This is a genomic window from Bdellovibrio bacteriovorus str. Tiberius, from assembly GCF_000317895.1.
Lineage (GTDB): Bacteria > Bdellovibrionota > Bdellovibrionia > Bdellovibrionales > Bdellovibrionaceae > Bdellovibrio > Bdellovibrio bacteriovorus_F.
On record NC_019567.1, the window covers coordinates 3857116 to 3873157 of the forward strand.

Here is a 16042-nt window from a genome sequence, read left to right on the forward strand (position 1 = left end):
GGAGCCCTTTTTTCGTTTCAGCCCCTTCCCGGAGCGTTTTAAGCATAAAAAAAAGCCCTTGGACGTCTCCAGGGGCTTTGAGCTAAGTGCTTTAATTCAGAAGACAATTAGTCTTTGAAAAGAGTCTTTGCAGACTTTGTAGTGCCCTTAGTGCGGTTTGCAGCTTTACGCTTTTTGCCGCTAGTCGCTTTTTTTCTTTCGCGAATATATTCAGTCTTTTTTGTTTTTGAAGCCATTTTATCCCCTAGGTTTTTAACGGAATGAGTTAGTTATCAAAACGGAATCCCCAAGTCAACTGAATGCCTGTAATCCCCAGACTCCTTGGGATTTCCTTCATAGGCATAGTTCAAAGCGAATCTAGGGCCATTAAAGCCCAATCCAGCCGTCAGAAGCTCCCTATTGTCGTTGGTGTCGTTATAGTACCCCAGGCGGCTGACCAAAAAATTATTCATATAAGTTTCCAGGCCCCCCATAACTTCAGATTCGGTCGTGGCATCCAGGCGGATTCGGACCATGCGATTATGGATATAGTTAAATCCCGCCCCGGCCGAGGTTTTACGACGAAGCTCTTCCGGCGCATCCTTGTCTTCTCCGAAAAGATTGTAACCCACCAAGGCCACACCGATATTCGGGCGAGGTGTGTAGATAAAGCCGATATCCGCATTGGTCTGACGGTATGAGGTGTTTGGAAGCTTTTGTTCACGATAGTGACCCGTCACACCCATCGCCCACTTTTCAGTCGCGAATTCCGCCAGAGTCAAAGCCATATCACTTTCTTCCAATTTACCAAGCGATACATCAGAAGTCTTTTTCACGAAGGCAAAAGCCGCCGGCATCGCGCTGTCTTTTGTGTTATCGCTCAAACTGGCGGCGAACTGATTTTCTGCGAATGAAGAAAAGAAGTGACGGCCTTTTAAGTGCACCATAGTACCCGGATTCATGAATGACACATCACCAGGTTCCACCGTCGCACGTCCAGTTCCGCCTGTGGCTGCGGATGTCGAGGAATTATAAACTTGGGCATGGGCCACGTTCACGATAAGATAAAAGCAGAAAAAAACAGAAAGTTTTTTTAACAAGCTCAAAGGATGGGGCATCATGAATCTTCACCTCGTAACACTAGTGAGTGCATTTCTTTTGGCATTCACATCCTATCAATCGGCCCAGGCCGGAGCCAGCACATTTACCGCAAAACCTGTTCGTCTTGGCGACAATCTGATTTCAATTCTGCGCCAGCATGGCTTTTCTCAGAGTGAACGTGAAACAGTTGTAGGCTCAAACAGCAAGCTTCGCAACCTGTTCCTTACTCTCGACACACGCTATCTGGTTCGTCAGGTGAAGGGCGAAACCGAGCTGCGCATGTTTGATTCTCAAACTTCGGATGCTTTTCGCATCGTCAAAAAATCCGGCAAGGTTCAGGCTTTTGCTTACGATCCGCAGTACAAAATCAGCCACACCCGCGTGGAAGGCAAAGTGTATGGATCCCTGCTGGGAAGCATCCTTTCCAAAATCAACAGCAACTGGGTGGCAACTCGATTTATGGATGCCTATGCCTTTGATATTGCCCCGCGAGCCGTCAGCCGCGGCGCTGATTTCTGGCTGGTGGTGGAAAGAAAGTTCGAACAGGGTCAGTTCGTAAAATACGGAGAGGTTTTGCAGACTTCACTGGATATCAATGGCCGTCCAGTTCAGAAAAAGTTTGTTCGTAATAACAAAGGTGGCGGCGTGTTTTTTGCCGCTGGCGACCTGCTTGAAAACAAGCCGTTCTATGCGCCGGTGGATTACCTGAAAATTGCCAGCCGCTTTAAACCCAACCGCGTTCACCCAATCACCAAACGCCTGCAACCGCACCTGGGGATCGACTTTGAGCTTCCCGTGGGCGAACCGGTGTATGCCCCCCGCAAGGGCACGGTGGTTCGTTACGGACGTAATCACGCCGCCGGGAACTATATCATCCTGCTGCACTCCAACGGGATGGAGACGGCCTATAATCACCTTCATCGCATTGATAAAAGAATCCGTCAGGGTTTGAGAGTTTCGGCCGGGGAAAGAATCGGTGAAGTGGGTTGCACAGGTTACTGCACCCGTCCGCATCTGCACTTTGCGGTAAAGAAAAAGGGCCGAATGGTCGACCCTATCAAGTACATCAAATCTTATCCATCGCACATGGAAGCGATGTTGGAAGCGCGCGTAGCTGCAAACTAGTCACGCGTGCAAACGGTCACCCAATGCATGCAACGGCTGTTGGGAACTGTGGTGGAATAGCTTCCGTTTTCGCGGAAGCATTCTTTCGTCAGATCATATTCGGTAACGGCGGCACCATTGATGGATTCTTCCTTGTAACAGGAAACCCCGCCCTTCGGAACCACACACTTCAAAGCCACATTCACATCCCACTGATCTGAACGCAGATGACGGCGCATCACCGCCAATTCAGAGCGGTAAGTCGCATTGCCAGAGATATCACTGTAAGACTGCGCCGGACAAAGAGAAGACGCATCCTGAGTTCTGATCACCGCATAACGGCGACCACAGTTCCAGTTCTTGGTCACCGTCGTCGGATTCTGCAAATCATATTCAGTAATGCTTGAAAGAATATTGTTCGGGTTGTTCACCGCCGCACCACTTACCGGAGCTGGCGTAAACACCATGGAATAACCTTTACCATACGCCGTTTTCACCGGCGCGGTTGCCGCTGGCGCACGAACCTCATAAAGTTCGCCGTTGTTCGGCATGAAAGTCAGACTTAAAATCGCCGCCGTCATGAAAGTACTGCGGTATTCGTTCGCCAGTGATTCACTTGAATTGAAATTCATCTGAGCTTCCATCACGCGGGATTCAGGTGAAAACGGGAAATAGTTCGCCGTCGTGTTTTTCTGCGCGAAAGAATCCATCACCAGGGAATCCGTCAACGGCGCCACCAGTGGAATCACATCCGTCCACAAAGTCAGTTTGTTCGTAGCCGTGTAAACATCGGTCAGACTGTTTTTCACACGAATGGCCATTGTCGCCACCGCACCGTTATTGGCCGGGGAATCTGACAGGTATTCCTTGTATTGGTTTTCAGTCAGCTCGGTGGCTGGATATACGGGATTAAAGTTCGTGTCAGCGTAATCAAAGAATTCATTCGTCAGCTTGACGCCACCCGTGCTGTAAGCGCCGGCCTTAATGGAAAAGAAAGCCGGATTGTTGCGCAAATGGGTGTCCGCACAGGAGTTGTACGTGATCGTGTCAAACCCTGCATCGAAAGCAAATGGAATGGCGGATACTTTGGCTCCGGTTGTGGAGCCGTATTTCGCGGAAAGTTCAGCATCTGTCAGGCCGGCTTCCACCTCACTGCCCAGGTCGGAATCAAATCCGGCCTTTCCGCAGTTCTGGAACGACACGATCAGCACGAAGGAGGCAAAGATGCCGCCCGCTGCACGCCAGGTCGCCTTTTTAAAACGCACTTTCATGGAATACTCCCCTGTACCTAGACTATCATATCTCTTTTCGGCATATTGGCGAAAAACAGCAGTCTTTTTCATATTGAGACAGGCCTCGTTAAGGCTTGTCTTAGAATGAAACGTTTGAGATTTTATAGTCTATGCCAAGAGTTAAAAAAGCCATTATTCCCGCTGCCGGCCTCGGAACCCGTTTCCTGCCTGCCACCAAGACTGTCCCGAAAGAAATGCTGACCATCGTGGACGCTCCGATCATTCTGTATGTGGTGGAAGAAGCGGTGAAAGCCGGGATCGAGGACATCATCCTGATCGCCGGCCGTGGCAAACACGCCATCGAGGATTTCTTTGATACTTCTTACGAGCTTGAAGACAAGCTGGCTAAAGACGGCAAAGAAAAACTGCTTGAGCGTGTGACCCGCATCCGTGATTCCGCCAACATCATCAGCATCCGCCAGAAACAAGCCATGGGCCTGGGGCACGCAGTGCTTTGCGGTCTTCCGATTGTGGGTAAAGAACCGTTTGCGGTTTTGCTGGGCGATGAAATCACCATGGGCTTTCACGGTGAACCGAATGTGACATCCCAACTGGTCAGCTCTTTTGAAGAAACCGGGACTTCCACCATTTCTGTGATGAAAGTGGAAGACAAGGACGTTTCCAAGTACGGCATTGCTGAAATCGAGGAAAAATCCACGGGCTTTTTCAAAGTGACTTCTTTGGTGGAAAAACCCAAAGCCAATGAAACCAGCAGCCGCTGGGCTCTTCCGGGTCGTTATGTTTTCGACAATGCGATCATGGATATTCTGCAAAATGCAAAACCAACCCTGAATGGCGAAATCCAGCTGACCGACAGCATGAAGGTTCTTTGCGCCCAGCACGGCCTGAACGCCATGACTTTCACTGCTCAACGTTTTGATGCCGGCGACAAGCTGGGTTACCTGCAGGCCAATATCGAACTGGCCCTGCAAAGTCCGGAGCTGAATCAGGAATTGAAATCCTACATTCTAAGCCTGGCCGAAAAACTGAAGTAAGGAGTCCCCGATGAAGAAAATGATTTTCTCCGCCGCCCTTTCCACTTTGCTGCTGCCCGCTTTGGCGACAGCGTACATTCTTCCGACTCGCACGATCCTGCAAAAAACCAGCGAAAACGCAGGCTCTGGTATTTACGCCATCGAACAGGAAGTGCAGTTTTCCAATGGTGAAGAAACGACTTTGGTGAAAGAAACCTGGCTGGTCGACAGCGACCGCACACTGCGCCTGACGGTGACTGGCGGCAAGGACCTGCAAAACTCTTTCCGTCTGCAGTTTGTCTATAACGGCGGACAAAAATGGAGCATGACCGGCGGCAACCGCAAAAGCGAAAAGCTGCCGGAAGAATTTTTGGAAAAATTCCTGAACATGCGCAATCCTGAAATCTTCGCCAACACGTTGGCGCATTTCAAAATTGTTCCAGCGGGCGCTTTCAATAAAAAACCTCTTGCGAAAAATGCCGCGGACATCAAACACGAACCAGAAAACTGGGTGCGTTTTTCGCGCACGGGTGGAGTCGTAAACTACGCTCTGGGTGTGGCAACCCCGGTAGATCAGGAAGCAGGTTCCCCGGGCATCTGGATTCAGCAGGATGAATTCGTTGTGCGCAAACTGCGCCTGCCAAGCCAGGTTGAAATGAGCGCGAACAACTATAACAACTTCGCCAGAAATCTTTCTTATCCACGTTCCCGCACGATTCGCTGGGGCAACAACACTGTGACCATCCGCCTGATCAGTGCTTCGGCCCGTCCTCAGACAGCCGTGGCCCTGTTCCAGCCTTCTTCTTTGGATGCGAACCTGAAATGGGACGGCATCAGCTCTTTGGCGGCGAAAGACGTTATCACGGAGTTCTACACGAGGTTTAGATGAGTTCGACGCAACTTTGGAAAGTTGCGGCCGACGCTCCCCTTCCTGAGGCATTAACCTATAGCTCTGATCTGCCTCTGCAAAGAGGACAGCTTGTCACCGTGCCCTTGGGGCGTGGTGGACGAAAAGTTCATGGCCTGATTCTGGGGCCCACCGATGAAGTTCCCGAATTTGAAGTCAAAGCTGTGGATAGCATTGTGGAAGAATACGCACCACTGCCAGAGCCCTATGTAAAATGGCTTGAATGGCTGGCGCAGTATTACCTGCACCCGGTGGGTCAGGTCGTGCAATCGGCTTACCCTCCTTTGCGAAAATCTGAAAAGCAACGCGCCTCCAAACGCCCCCCGGTCATTCCACAACTGGAAGCAGATACAGCTCTTAACCTGACGGACGAGCAGCAAACCTGCTTTGAAAGCATCGCGAAGTTTTCCAACTTCTCGACTCACTTGCTTTTCGGCGTGACGGGTTCTGGTAAAACCGAAGTGTACCTGCGTCTTTTGGACAAGGTTCTTTCCGAAGGCAAACGCGGCATCGTGCTGGTGCCGGAAATTTCCCTGACCCCGCAATTGATTCAGCGTTTTGCGCGCCGATTCGGCGACAAGATCGCAGCCCTGCATTCCCAACTGACCGATCGCGAGCGCACCAATCAGTGGTGGGATGTCGTCGAAGGACGAAAATCCATCCTGATCGGCGCCCGTTCTGCTTTGTTCTGCCCGATCGACAATCTGGGCCTGATCATCGTGGACGAAGAGCACGAACCCAGCTTCAAGCAGGATGAAAAACTGAAATATAACGGCCGTGACGCCGCCGTGATGCTGGGTAAACAAATGAACTGCCCGGTGGTGCTGGGTTCGGCAACCCCAAGTCTAGAAACGTGGAAAAACGCGGTCGAAGGCAAATATCACCTGCACCGCCTCAGCCGTCGCGTGGCCAATCGCGCTTTGCCGGACATTGAAGTCATTGATTTAAGAAAATTGAAATCCGATGACGAAGAAAAACAAAAAGCCATCACTAAATATTCGCATCTGCCATTCTGGCTAAGCCCCGATTTATATGAACGAATGCATCAGGTGCTGGACCGCGGTGATCAGGCCGCTTTGTTCCTGAATCGTCGCGGGATTGCCCAGATGGTGGTGTGTCCTGCCTGTGGTCACACGCGTGAGTGTCCGAACTGTGATATTTCACTGACCCTGCATGCGCATTCACACCTGATTTGTCATTACTGTGATTATCACGAAAATTTCAAAACCAAATGTCCCGACTGCAAAGAAGGACAACTGGAAGCCATCGGCCTTGGCACCGAACTTTTGGAAACTGATTTGACTCGTCTGTTCCCGGGTAAAAAAATTGCCCGCGCGGACCGCGATGAGATTCAAAGCCGTGCCGATCTGGAAGATCTGATCGCCAATATGGAATCCGGTGACATCGACATTCTGGTCGGCACACAGATGATCGCCAAAGGTTTGGATTTCCCGAAACTGAAACTGGTGGGACTGGTGCTGGCGGATGTGGGCTTTAATCTGCCTGATTTCCGCGCCACCGAAAGAAGTTTCCAGCTGATTACGCAGATGAGCGGACGCAGCGGTCGACACGTCAAAGACGGTGAAAGCCCGGGGCTTGTGATCATTCAGACGTTCAACACTGAACATGACAGCATCACGTTTGCAAAGAACCATGACTTTGAAAGCTTTGCCACGCACGAACTGGAAATCCGTTCAGCACTTAACTATCCCCCCATGGGTCGCCTGGTCAGCTTCCGTATTCAGGGAACCAAACTGGGACAGGTTGAGGAAACCGCGAGACTATTGGCCAGAAGAGCGCAGGCTTTGAAAACTCAATTCCCGCAATATGGCTCGATTGAAGTCTTGGGTCCGGCAGAAGCTCCGCTGTCAAAACTGCGAGGCCAATTCCGATATCATCTTCTAATTAAAACTACGCAGCCCGCAGCCGCAAATCCCTTTTCAAGACAGCTGTTAGGGGACCAGGATTGGGTTCCTTCAGGGGTCAAAATATTAATCGATATCGATCCAATGAGTTTGCTTTAGTGACGGGCCTTACCTAAAATAAAAGGTTAAGGACCAATGAAATGATTCAATGCCCGCGATGTGGAATACAAGTGACCGAATTGCACCCGGTGGATCCGGAGCTTATCAGTAAGCTTCAGGCCGCTGGCGAAAGCAATTTGCCTCCACAAGTTTGTGCGGGATGCATTTCTGATCTGAAACGCACGGTTGCCACCAGCAGTGGTGGCGTGTTGATGCAGCAGGAACGTGCCCGTGAACAGCACCGCCTGCAACTTTGGAAAAGCCGTGTGATGCTGATCAAGAAAGCGCGCATGTGCATGGGCCAGAAGCTTTATTCTGAAGCCGCAATTTCCTACGAAAAATATCTGAAGATTCTGGACATCGTCTTTGACATCAAAAAAGGTGAAAAGTTAAGACCTGAAGCTTTCAAAGAAAGCGCACGCACCACCGAACTGACCGTGGTGGCTTCGGTGTACTGGGATCTGCTGCGTATCTATGACACTCACGAAAAGTATCAGGATCGCATGATGAACTCGGCCAAGCAGCTTTCCATGTTCATCCAGTTCACCCCGATTTATCCGGACATCATCCGCAAGGCTGAATCGTTCCAGAAAACCGCCAAGAACCCACAGATCGTAAAACAGTTCCTGAAGATGTCAGACAAAGAACGCCCTCGTTGCTTTATCGCAACCTCGGCCTTTGAAAATCCTTCCGCCTTCGAGGTGATGCAGCTTCGCGCCTTCCGCGACACGCAACTGCGAACCCACAACTGGGGCAGAAAGTTTATCGCTGTCTACTACAGGTACTCCCCTCACATTGCTTGCTTACTCGATAAGCACTCATGGCTGAAACCCTCAGTCAGAGCCGCTCTCCGCGTTTTGATTAAATGCGTTAGCAGATAATTCGTCCGTTTGAGGCTTGCAAAGCGGCTTCCTTATGAGGGAAGGTATTTGCATGGCTCATATCTACGACTACGCAATTATTGGCAGCGGACTTACCGGACTTAGCATCGCAGCGGCACTTAGCCGTGAAACAAAGAACATCGCCCTGATCGAAGCGGCGGATGTTCCTTTTGGTTCCAACAAAAAGGTCAACTTCCCGACCGGTCCGATGAACAACGGTCTGCGTTTTATGCCGGATTCTGTGCTTTCCGAAAAAGCCCTGCGTTTCCTGAGCAGCCTGATTGACGTCAATGTGGCTCCGGAGGCTTCGGAAGAAGCTCCTGTGACCTACGAAGGTGGAAACTTCAAAACCTTCCTGGGCTTTGGTGAAAATCCACCGGCATTCTATGAAGAGTTCAGCTATTTCACTTCCAGCAAACGTCTGGATCTGGCGGTTGAGCCTCATCAGTGGACCCAGATGCTGTTTGAAAAGTTCACCGGCACTTTCCTGCCTCGTTCCTATGTGACCAAGTTCCACCAGGAAGGCGAGCGCGTGACTCACATCACGGTTAACGGTTCCAAAACTGTGCACGCTCAGAACTTTATCTTTGCCGGCACTGTGAAAGACCTGGCGTTGCTTCTGCCGGAAGACGCGATCTCGGTGCGCGCCCGCACGAAGCTTGCGAAAAACACTTACTGGACTGCTTTGTGCCTGGATATCTGCCACGCTAAACCCGTGACTGAATCCACCGCGATGCACGTTTTAAACGGCACCACTCAGGACGAAATCGGTCCGTGCGTGGGTAAGTTCCATGCTCCGGTTGAAGTCGAAGGCGCACCTTTGCAAGCGTCCCAGTGGATGACTTTCATCGAACAGGAAGTGACTGAAGACAGCGAAGTTGTGGGTACGGCTTTGAAGAAAATCAAACGTCAGATCAAACGTGCTTATCCGGAAGCTCTGGACAACGTGAAGCTTGAAAGAATCTTCGTGACTCCGATCATCGCGGGCAACGGCGACATCAAACTGAGCGCCAACATGACGATGCCTGAACTTGAAAATCTGTGGATTGCTTCCGCAACTGTGCACGAGCAGAAAAATCTGGTCGGCGCTCTTTTGCAGGCTGAAATGATTGTGGCTTCTTTGGGCTTCAAAGTTGAAGCGAGCGACATGCCATCAGTATCCGATGAATCCGAATCCATGACCGAGGCTGCTCTTTAAGCCTCGTCCAGCGGCAGGGTGAAGAGGAACGTGGTTCCCTCACCCGGCGTGCTTTCCACCTTGATATCCCCGCCCATCATCTCGATCAGATTTTTACAAATCATCAATCCCAGCCCCGAGCCGCCATAAGTGCGGGAAATCGTGACGTCTTCCTGCGAGAAGCTGCGGAAAAGCTTCGACATGTTTTCCAGACGAATGCCGCGACCGGTGTCAGACACCTTCCACGCATAATGACCTGAACCGGGCTGTCTTTGCAGACTGATGCAGACGCGGCCCTTGTCCGTGAACTTCACCGCATTACCAACCAGGTTCATCAGAATCTGGCGCAAGCGATGGGAATCCCCCATCGCAAAAGCCGGAATACTTTCATCGATGTCGAATTCAAGCTGCAGATTTTTTTCCTGGCACTTGGCTTCGAAGATTTTAAGAATGTCCGTGTGCAGTTCTTTGACGTCAAACTTGTGCCTATCAATCTGCAAAAGTCCGTTTTCAATTTTTGAAATATCCAGAACATCATTGATGATATGCAAAAGCGAATCCGAACAGCGCTGAATCGTCCGGACATAGTCCGTCTGATCCTTGTCCAGCGAAGTGTCGCGCAGAATATCGGCAAAACCGATAATGCTGTTTAATGGTGTTCGGATTTCATGGCTCATATTGCTTAAGAATGTGGATTTGATGGAGGATAACTGCAGAGCTTCTTCGCGCGCCTGCACAAGTTGGTACTTGGAATAGGCCATTTCGTAAAGTTCACCGCGAATGCGCTCAATACCGATGATCAGAATAATGTCTTCAATCAGGATCCACGCAGCATGTTCCAACCACCGCCACTGGTTGCTTTCAGCCACCCCATACAGCGAGATCGGCAGCATACACCCGCGCAGGATGTGATCCGAGATCACGATAAAGGACGCCACCCCCAAAAGCCCGACATCCTTATAAAAGGCCAGGGCGGCCAGTGAAACAAAGACATGGAAGTGGCTTTCGATCCGGCCCCCCGACAAATGGATAAACAGGATCGAAAAACACATCTGCGAGACAGCCACCACATAACGGGTCCACTTTTCCCCGGGGCAGACATAGACGCAATAGACCGCTGGCAAACTGAAAAGCCCCCCAAAGATCAGCCCCACGAAGGCGTTTTCAACCGCCCCGGAAAAGCTTCCCAGCCACGTCGAGGGGGTTAGTACAATGCCCATGACGATAACTTCAACCCATTGAATTAAAAGAAGAATTGAAAAACCGCGATCTACGCGAATGTGGATGTCCCGGGATTGCTCCAGGAAAATTCGCTGCACCTGTCGTTGTGCTTCCGGATCGCTCCGACCGCCCCTAGATTGGTTCATTTCCCACCGCTTACGTTCTAGATTAATTGGGAGATTACCCCCTTCTTATCGGCCGTTACTCAGTGCGTCTAAATATCTCTTAATCAAGTCGGCGTTTTGTAACGAAAGCGTCTCAGAAAAGAGCTCCAAAGACTGCTTGCGGTCAATGGCGCCCTGTGATATCCCGAGAGTCCAACAATAAGCACTCACAGGCATCAACTGGTCCCCCAAGTACTGAAAAAGGGGGTCTTCCGGCGAAACAAAAAAAAGCTGGCTCTACCTGCGAGGACGATTAACCAGAAAGGAAGTACTACCATGGCACAAGTGACCATGAAAGAAATGCTAGACGCTGGAGTCCACTTCGGACATCAAACACAGCGTTGGAACCCAAAGATGAAACCTTATGTATACACAGCTCGCGGCGGTATTCACATTATCGACCTGCAAAAGACTGTTGTACGCGCAAACAAAGCTGCTGAGTTCGTAAAAGAAGTCGCTGCTAACGGTGGTCGTTTGATCTTCGTTGGTACTAAAAAACAAGCGATCGAACCAATCCAAGAAGCTGCAGCAAAATGCGGTCAGTACTATGTTACTAAGCGTTGGTTGGGTGGCATGATGACGAACTTCGAAACGATCAAATCTTCTATCGATCGTCTTCGCAAAATCGACACCATGAAAGAAAAAGGCGAATTCAATTACCTTACTAAGAAAGAGCGCGCGAAGCTTGAAAAAGAATACCTTCGCCTGACTGATTTCCTGGCTGGTATCCGCGACATGAAGGAAATGCCTTCCGCTATGTTCGTAGTTGATTTGCCGAAAGAGCACATCGCAGTTGCTGAAGCAAAACGCTTGGGCATCCCGGTTGTTGCTATCGCTGATACAAACTCTGATCCAGAGTCTGTTGAATTCGCGATCCCAGGCAATGACGATGCTATCCGCTCCATCAAGTTGTTCTCCAACTTGGTAGCTGATGCTTACCTTGAAGGCGCTAAAGAGTGGGAAGGCAAACTTCGCACTATGACTGACAAGCAATCTGACGTTGCTAAAGAAGCAAAAGCAGAAGGCAAAGAAGAAGCTCCTAAAAGACGTGGTCCTGGCGCAAAAGCTGGTGCAAAAGAAGCTCCTAAAAAAGCTGCAGGCCCAGCGGTTGTTAAAGCCACTAAATCTCGCAAACTTGTTGCTGCTGGTACAGCAGAAGAAGTTGAGATCCAAGCTGAGCTTGAACAAGGCCCAGCTACTGACGAATCCGCAGAGTAATCTGCAGATCGTTCGAAAAAGGGTGGCCTAGCCACCCTTTTCTTTGTTCCTCCTACGCCTTTCGGCTACGGGGGACAGGCCCCGCGGAAGCTCAATGCGAAAGCGGGCATCCTACTTAAGGATTTTTTATACTTTTCTAAAATGTTCGCTCCAGCAGATCTGGGGTGTTAAAGTTAAGGAGTCTTCCTAATGTCTATTTCCGCTACTCTTGTTAAAGAGCTAAGAGAAAAAACTAACGCAGGTATGATGGATTGCAAAAAGGCGCTTGAGGCGACTTCTGGCGATTTCGATGCTGCTGTTGAATGGTTGCGCGTAAAAGGTCTTGGCGCTGCCGCTAAGAAAGCTGACCGTATTGCTGCTGAAGGCGCTGTCTTCGCAGAACTTCATGGCAACACTGGTGTTGTTATCGAAATCAACTCTGAGACTGACTTCGTTGCTCGCAACGACGGCTTCAAAGCTTTGGCTGCTAACGTGGTTTCCCACTTGGCTAAAACAAACCTTGAAGGTGATGTTCTGGCTCAGGCTTACGCTGCTGATTCTTCCAAAAAACTGGGTGATTTGTTCACTGAAGCAACTGCTACTATCGGTGAAAAAATCGTTCTTCGCCGTCAGGAAAAATACACTGCAACTGCAACTTCCCTTGTGCACACTTACCTGCACGGCGAAGGCAAAATCGGTGTTATGGTTGAAGCTTCCGTTTCCAAACCAGAAGCTGCTAACGCTCCTGCATTGAAAACTTTCGCTCAAGACGTTGCATTGCACATCGCTGCGATGAACCCAATGGCGATCTCTTCCGAACAAATCCCATCTGATGTTGTTTCCAAAGAGAAAGAAATCCTGACTGCAAAAAATCTTGAGTCCGGCAAAAAACCAGAAATGATCGAAAAGATCGTTGAAGGTCAAATCCGCAAGTTCCTTGCTGAAAACTGCCTTCTTGATCAACCATTCGTTAAGAACCCGGACATGAAAGTGTCTGATCTTGCGAAAGCAGTTGGCAAAGAAATCGGCGCAGACGTAACTGTAAAACGTTTCGTTCGCTTCGAACTGGGCGCTGGTATCGAAAAGAAATCCAACGACTTCGCAGCTGAAGTTGCTGCTCAGATGAAAGGACACTAGTTTGAAAGAGCCTGTTTATAAGCGAATTTTGCTGAAACTAAGTGGTGAAGCTCTTGCTGGAAAGCAAGGGACTGGTATCAACACTGCAACGATCACTCAGATCGCGCAGGACGTGGCAGCGGCTTACAAAGCAGGCGTTCAAATTGGCCTGGTAATCGGTGGTGGCAATATCTATCGTGGTGTTGCCGCCTCTGCTGAGGGCATGGATCGCGCAAGTGCTGACTATATGGGAATGCTTGCGACCTGTATCAATGCCCTGGCTCTTCAGGACGCTTTGGAAAAACAAGGCGTTCCTACCCGTGTTCAGACCGCCATCGAAATGGCTGAAATCGCTGAACCGTACATCCGTCGCAGAGCGATTCGTCATCTTGAAAAGAATCGTCTGGTGATTTTCGGTGCAGGCACCGGGAATCCATTCTTCACTACAGACACTGCAGCTTCCCTTCGCGCCATGGAGATCAATGCCCAGGTGATCATGAAGGCAACCAAAGTGGACGGGATCTACGACAAAGACCCTGCTAAACACGCTGACGCGAAAAAATTCGACAAGATCAGCTACATCGACGTGCTCAACCGCGGACTTCAGGTAATGGACTCCACGGCGATCAGCATGTGCATGGACAATAAACTTCCTATTATCACCTTTGACCTCACTGTACCGGGCAACATCCTGAGAGCCGTTCAGGGTGAAACGATCGGCACACTGGTACACTAATAAGGAGACAGCTATGGCTATCGCAGACGTTAAAAAAAATGCTCAAGCAAAAATGGAAAAGACTCTGAACTCTTTGTCTGAAGAACTTAAAAAAGTTCGTACAGGCCGTGCTCAGGTTTCTATGCTGGATAATATCCGTGTGAACTATTACGGAACTCCATCCCCTTTGTCCCAGGTGGCTTCTATTTCCACTCCGGACGCAAAATCCTTCCTGATTGCACCTTGGGAAGTGGCTATCCTTAAAGACATCGAACAAGCCATCATCAAGTCTGAACTGGGCATGGCCCCAATGAACGACGGTAAAGTGATCCGCTTGAAAGTTCCTGACCTGACTGAAGAGCGCCGTAAAGACCTGGCGAAACAAGTTAAGAAAATCGCTGAAGAAGCACGCGTGGCTGTTCGCATGGCCCGTCGTGATGCAAATGACGAAGTTAAAAAACTTCAAAAAGACAAAGCTGTCAGCGAAGACGAAGGCAAAAAAGCCGAAGCAGACATCCAAAAAGCAACTGACGATTTCATCAAAAAAGTGGATCAGGTTGCTGACGAAAAAGAAAAATCAATCCTGACTATCTAATCAGGGTTTTTCGAAGGATTCATGGATTTGCCAAAGCATATTGCCATCATTATGGACGGGAACGGTCGTTGGGCTCAGCTCAAACGCCGTCCTCGCACGTTCGGGCATATCAAAGGCACCCGTGTCGCAAAAAAGATCATCACGGCGTGTTCACGCCGTGGGATTAAAAACCTGACTCTTTACGCATTCAGCACTGAAAACTGGTTCCGTCCCGAGGCGGAAGTCAGCCTGCTGATGCTGATCCTGCGCCGATACCTGAAGCGCGAAACTGAAAATCTGGTCAAAGAAAACATCCGCTTCTCGGTGATCGGGGACCTTTCCCGCGTTCCTCTGGATGTTGCCAATGCCATCGAAAAATCCATCGAAGCCACATCTCAATGCACAGGCCTGAATCTGGTCTTTGCCTTGAGCTATGGTTCTCGCCAGGAAATCACTCAAGCGGTGCGTGAAATCGCGGAAAAAGTCGCTGCCGGGGAAATGTCCCCTGCGGAAATCGACGAATCCATGATCAATTCTGCTTTGAGCACTTTCCCGACGCCGGATCCGGATCTGATCATCCGCACCAGTGGTGAACAGCGACTTTCGAATTTCCTTCTGTGGCAGGCTGCGTACTCTGAATTCTATTTCACTGAAGTACTGTGGCCCAACTTCACCGAGTCTCACCTCGACGAAGCCCTTCAGGCTTTTGCGATGAGACAACGCCGTTATGGCAAGGTCTCATCCAATGACAACAACCATGAAAAGCTTCCTAACTAGATCTGTTTCCGCACTTATTGCCCTGGCTCTGATCATCGGACTTTATGTTTCGTTGGGACTGATGGGACTTAAGATTGCGGTGGGTCTGATTGTTGTCATCGGCAACTGGGAACTGACAGCCATTTTGTTCCAGCGTGAAAAATCCCAGCTGATTAAAACATTGTTCAGAATCGCAACCTATGCGGTATTCATTGCCTCGATCACTTCCCTGAGCCTGGGATCTATTGTTTATTCTTTGGCCGTGATTGGAATGATTATCGCCGTTCTTTTGTCTTCTCACAAAGAAGGCAATCTGGAACACATGGCTGCTGTTCAGGCGAAGTCCGCCCTGGGCCTGTTCTATATGGGTCTTTTGCCTTCGTTTGCTTTCCGTTTGCTGGATCAGGCTTACGGTCTTTACTGGTTTATCTTCCTGCTGGCCGTGGTGTTTGCGGGTGACACTTTGGCATATGTATTTGGCGTGTTGTTCGGCAAAAACAAAGTCATGCCTTCGGTGTCCCCTAAAAAAACCTGGCAGGGTTCTGTCGGTGGCATCATTGGTTCTGTCGTGGCAGGTCTGATCTGCTGGTTGTTCCTGTTCCCGGAAAACAGCGTCGGTGTCTTCCTGCTTCTTGGTGGGATCTCTGGCTTTGTGGGCCAGTTCGGAGACTTCTTCGAATCTCTGCTGAAACGTGTGGCGGATGTGAAAGATTCCGGCAAAATCATGCCAGGTCATGGTGGCGTCTTGGATCGAGTCGACGGCGTCCTATTCGCAAGTCCTGTTGTTTTGGGCGGAGTTTTGATTCTGTCTCATCTTTTGTCCTAAGAGAAACGTCGAGCCCCGCAGGAAAAATCCCTTA

General features: G+C 49.9%; 15 protein-coding genes. 12 read left to right on the forward strand and 3 right to left on the reverse strand.

The window, feature by feature from the left end:
• Positions 1-272: 272 nt before the first annotated feature.
• Entirely contained in the window at positions 273-1100 is an 828-nt protein-coding gene (locus tag BDT_RS18260) for a hypothetical protein (protein WP_015092726.1), read from the reverse strand.
• Between BDT_RS18260 and BDT_RS18265 the strand changes: the two genes are divergently transcribed.
• Positions 1099-2205 (forward strand): M23 family metallopeptidase, encoded by a 1107-nt coding sequence (locus BDT_RS18265; RefSeq protein ID WP_041578106.1) that lies wholly within the window; start codon positions 1099-1101, stop codon positions 2203-2205. The two genes, BDT_RS18260 and BDT_RS18265, sit on opposite strands and share 2 nt — an antisense overlap.
• Here BDT_RS18265 and BDT_RS18270 read toward each other — a convergent pair.
• A complete protein-coding gene (locus BDT_RS18270; protein ID WP_015092728.1) occupies positions 2202-3455 on the reverse strand; it encodes a hypothetical protein in 1254 nt (417 codons plus the stop codon). The genes BDT_RS18265 and BDT_RS18270 overlap by 4 nt on opposite strands.
• Positions 3456-3586: 131 nt before the next feature.
• Between BDT_RS18270 and galU the strand changes: the two genes are divergently transcribed.
• The 5 genes from galU to BDT_RS18295 all read left to right on the forward strand — a co-directional run bounded on the left by galU (position 3587) and on the right by BDT_RS18295 (position 9460).
• On the forward strand, positions 3587-4471 hold the full coding sequence (gene galU, locus BDT_RS18275) for a UTP--glucose-1-phosphate uridylyltransferase GalU (RefSeq protein ID WP_015092729.1): 885 nt from the start codon (positions 3587-3589) through the stop codon (positions 4469-4471).
• Between the two features lie 10 nt (positions 4472-4481).
• Positions 4482-5339, forward strand: a complete 858-nt coding sequence (locus BDT_RS18280; RefSeq protein WP_015092730.1) for a hypothetical protein — start codon at positions 4482-4484, stop codon at positions 5337-5339.
• Positions 5336-7381: a replication restart helicase PriA gene (priA, locus tag BDT_RS18285; protein ID WP_041578109.1), complete on the forward strand. Its 2046-nt coding sequence runs from the start codon at positions 5336-5338 to the stop codon at positions 7379-7381. Before BDT_RS18280 ends, priA begins: the two co-directional genes overlap by 4 nt.
• 71 nt (positions 7382-7452) lie before the next feature.
• Positions 7453-8262 (forward strand): CFI-box-CTERM domain-containing protein, encoded by an 810-nt coding sequence (locus BDT_RS18290; RefSeq protein ID WP_015092732.1) that lies wholly within the window; start codon positions 7453-7455, stop codon positions 8260-8262.
• A gap of 52 nt (positions 8263-8314) precedes the next feature.
• The gene (locus BDT_RS18295) at positions 8315-9460 is read left to right on the forward strand and encodes an NAD(P)-binding protein (protein ID WP_015092733.1); all 1146 of its coding nucleotides are present in this window, start codon (positions 8315-8317) and stop codon (positions 9458-9460) included.
• Here the strand turns inward: BDT_RS18295 and BDT_RS18300 are convergent.
• A complete protein-coding gene (locus tag BDT_RS18300) occupies positions 9457-10806 on the reverse strand; it encodes a sensor histidine kinase (RefSeq protein ID WP_051026340.1) in 1350 nt (449 codons plus the stop codon). The genes BDT_RS18295 and BDT_RS18300 overlap by 4 nt on opposite strands.
• Before the next feature lie 309 nt (positions 10807-11115).
• Here BDT_RS18300 and rpsB point away from each other — a divergent pair, with 309 nt between their 5' ends.
• The 6 genes from rpsB (at position 11116) to BDT_RS18330 (ending at position 16008) form a co-directional block, all read left to right on the forward strand.
• Complete coding sequence (rpsB, locus tag BDT_RS18305; RefSeq protein ID WP_268742075.1) at positions 11116-12042, forward strand: 30S ribosomal protein S2; 927 nt, start codon at positions 11116-11118, stop codon at positions 12040-12042.
• 189 nt (positions 12043-12231) lie between these two features.
• Positions 12232-13158 (forward strand): translation elongation factor Ts, encoded by a 927-nt coding sequence (gene tsf, locus BDT_RS18310; protein ID WP_041578116.1) that lies wholly within the window; start codon positions 12232-12234, stop codon positions 13156-13158.
• 1 nt (position 13159) lies between these two features.
• Positions 13160-13873, forward strand: a complete 714-nt coding sequence (gene pyrH / locus BDT_RS18315; protein WP_041578118.1) for a UMP kinase — start codon at positions 13160-13162, stop codon at positions 13871-13873.
• A 13-nt stretch (positions 13874-13886) separates the two neighbouring features.
• Positions 13887-14447: a ribosome recycling factor gene (gene frr, locus BDT_RS18320; protein WP_015092738.1), complete on the forward strand. Its 561-nt coding sequence runs from the start codon at positions 13887-13889 to the stop codon at positions 14445-14447.
• A gap of 21 nt (positions 14448-14468) precedes the next feature.
• Positions 14469-15203: an isoprenyl transferase gene (locus BDT_RS18325; RefSeq protein WP_015092739.1), complete on the forward strand. Its 735-nt coding sequence runs from the start codon at positions 14469-14471 to the stop codon at positions 15201-15203.
• A complete protein-coding gene (locus BDT_RS18330; RefSeq protein ID WP_015092740.1) occupies positions 15184-16008 on the forward strand; it encodes a phosphatidate cytidylyltransferase in 825 nt (274 codons plus the stop codon). The genes BDT_RS18325 and BDT_RS18330 overlap by 20 nt, the downstream gene beginning before the upstream one ends.
• Positions 16009-16042 lie beyond the last annotated feature (34 nt).

What these genes read in the sequence shown, in the direction of transcription:
- BDT_RS18265 (WP_041578106.1), top strand. Translation starts at nt 1,099, where the DNA reads ATGAATCTTCACCTCGTAACACTAGTGAGTGCATTTCTTTTGGCATTC.
- BDT_RS18260 (WP_015092726.1), bottom strand. Translation starts at nt 1,100, where the DNA reads ATGATGCCCCATCCTTTGAGCTTGTTAAAAAAACTTTCTGTTTTTTTC.
- BDT_RS18270 (WP_015092728.1), bottom strand. Translation starts at nt 3,455, where the DNA reads ATGAAAGTGCGTTTTAAAAAGGCGACCTGGCGTGCAGCGGGCGGCATC.
- galU (WP_015092729.1), top strand. Translation starts at nt 3,587, where the DNA reads ATGCCAAGAGTTAAAAAAGCCATTATTCCCGCTGCCGGCCTCGGAACC.
- BDT_RS18280 (WP_015092730.1), top strand. Translation starts at nt 4,482, where the DNA reads ATGAAGAAAATGATTTTCTCCGCCGCCCTTTCCACTTTGCTGCTGCCC.
- priA (WP_041578109.1), top strand. Translation starts at nt 5,336, where the DNA reads ATGAGTTCGACGCAACTTTGGAAAGTTGCGGCCGACGCTCCCCTTCCT.
- BDT_RS18295 (WP_015092733.1), top strand. Translation starts at nt 8,315, where the DNA reads ATGGCTCATATCTACGACTACGCAATTATTGGCAGCGGACTTACCGGA.
- BDT_RS18300 (WP_051026340.1), bottom strand. Translation starts at nt 10,806, where the DNA reads ATGAACCAATCTAGGGGCGGTCGGAGCGATCCGGAAGCACAACGACAG.
- rpsB (WP_268742075.1), top strand. Translation starts at nt 11,116, where the DNA reads ATGAAAGAAATGCTAGACGCTGGAGTCCACTTCGGACATCAAACACAG.
- tsf (WP_041578116.1), top strand. Translation starts at nt 12,232, where the DNA reads ATGTCTATTTCCGCTACTCTTGTTAAAGAGCTAAGAGAAAAAACTAAC.
- frr (WP_015092738.1), top strand. Translation starts at nt 13,887, where the DNA reads ATGGCTATCGCAGACGTTAAAAAAAATGCTCAAGCAAAAATGGAAAAG.
- BDT_RS18325 (WP_015092739.1), top strand. Translation starts at nt 14,469, where the DNA reads ATGGATTTGCCAAAGCATATTGCCATCATTATGGACGGGAACGGTCGT.
- BDT_RS18330 (WP_015092740.1), top strand. Translation starts at nt 15,184, where the DNA reads ATGAAAAGCTTCCTAACTAGATCTGTTTCCGCACTTATTGCCCTGGCT.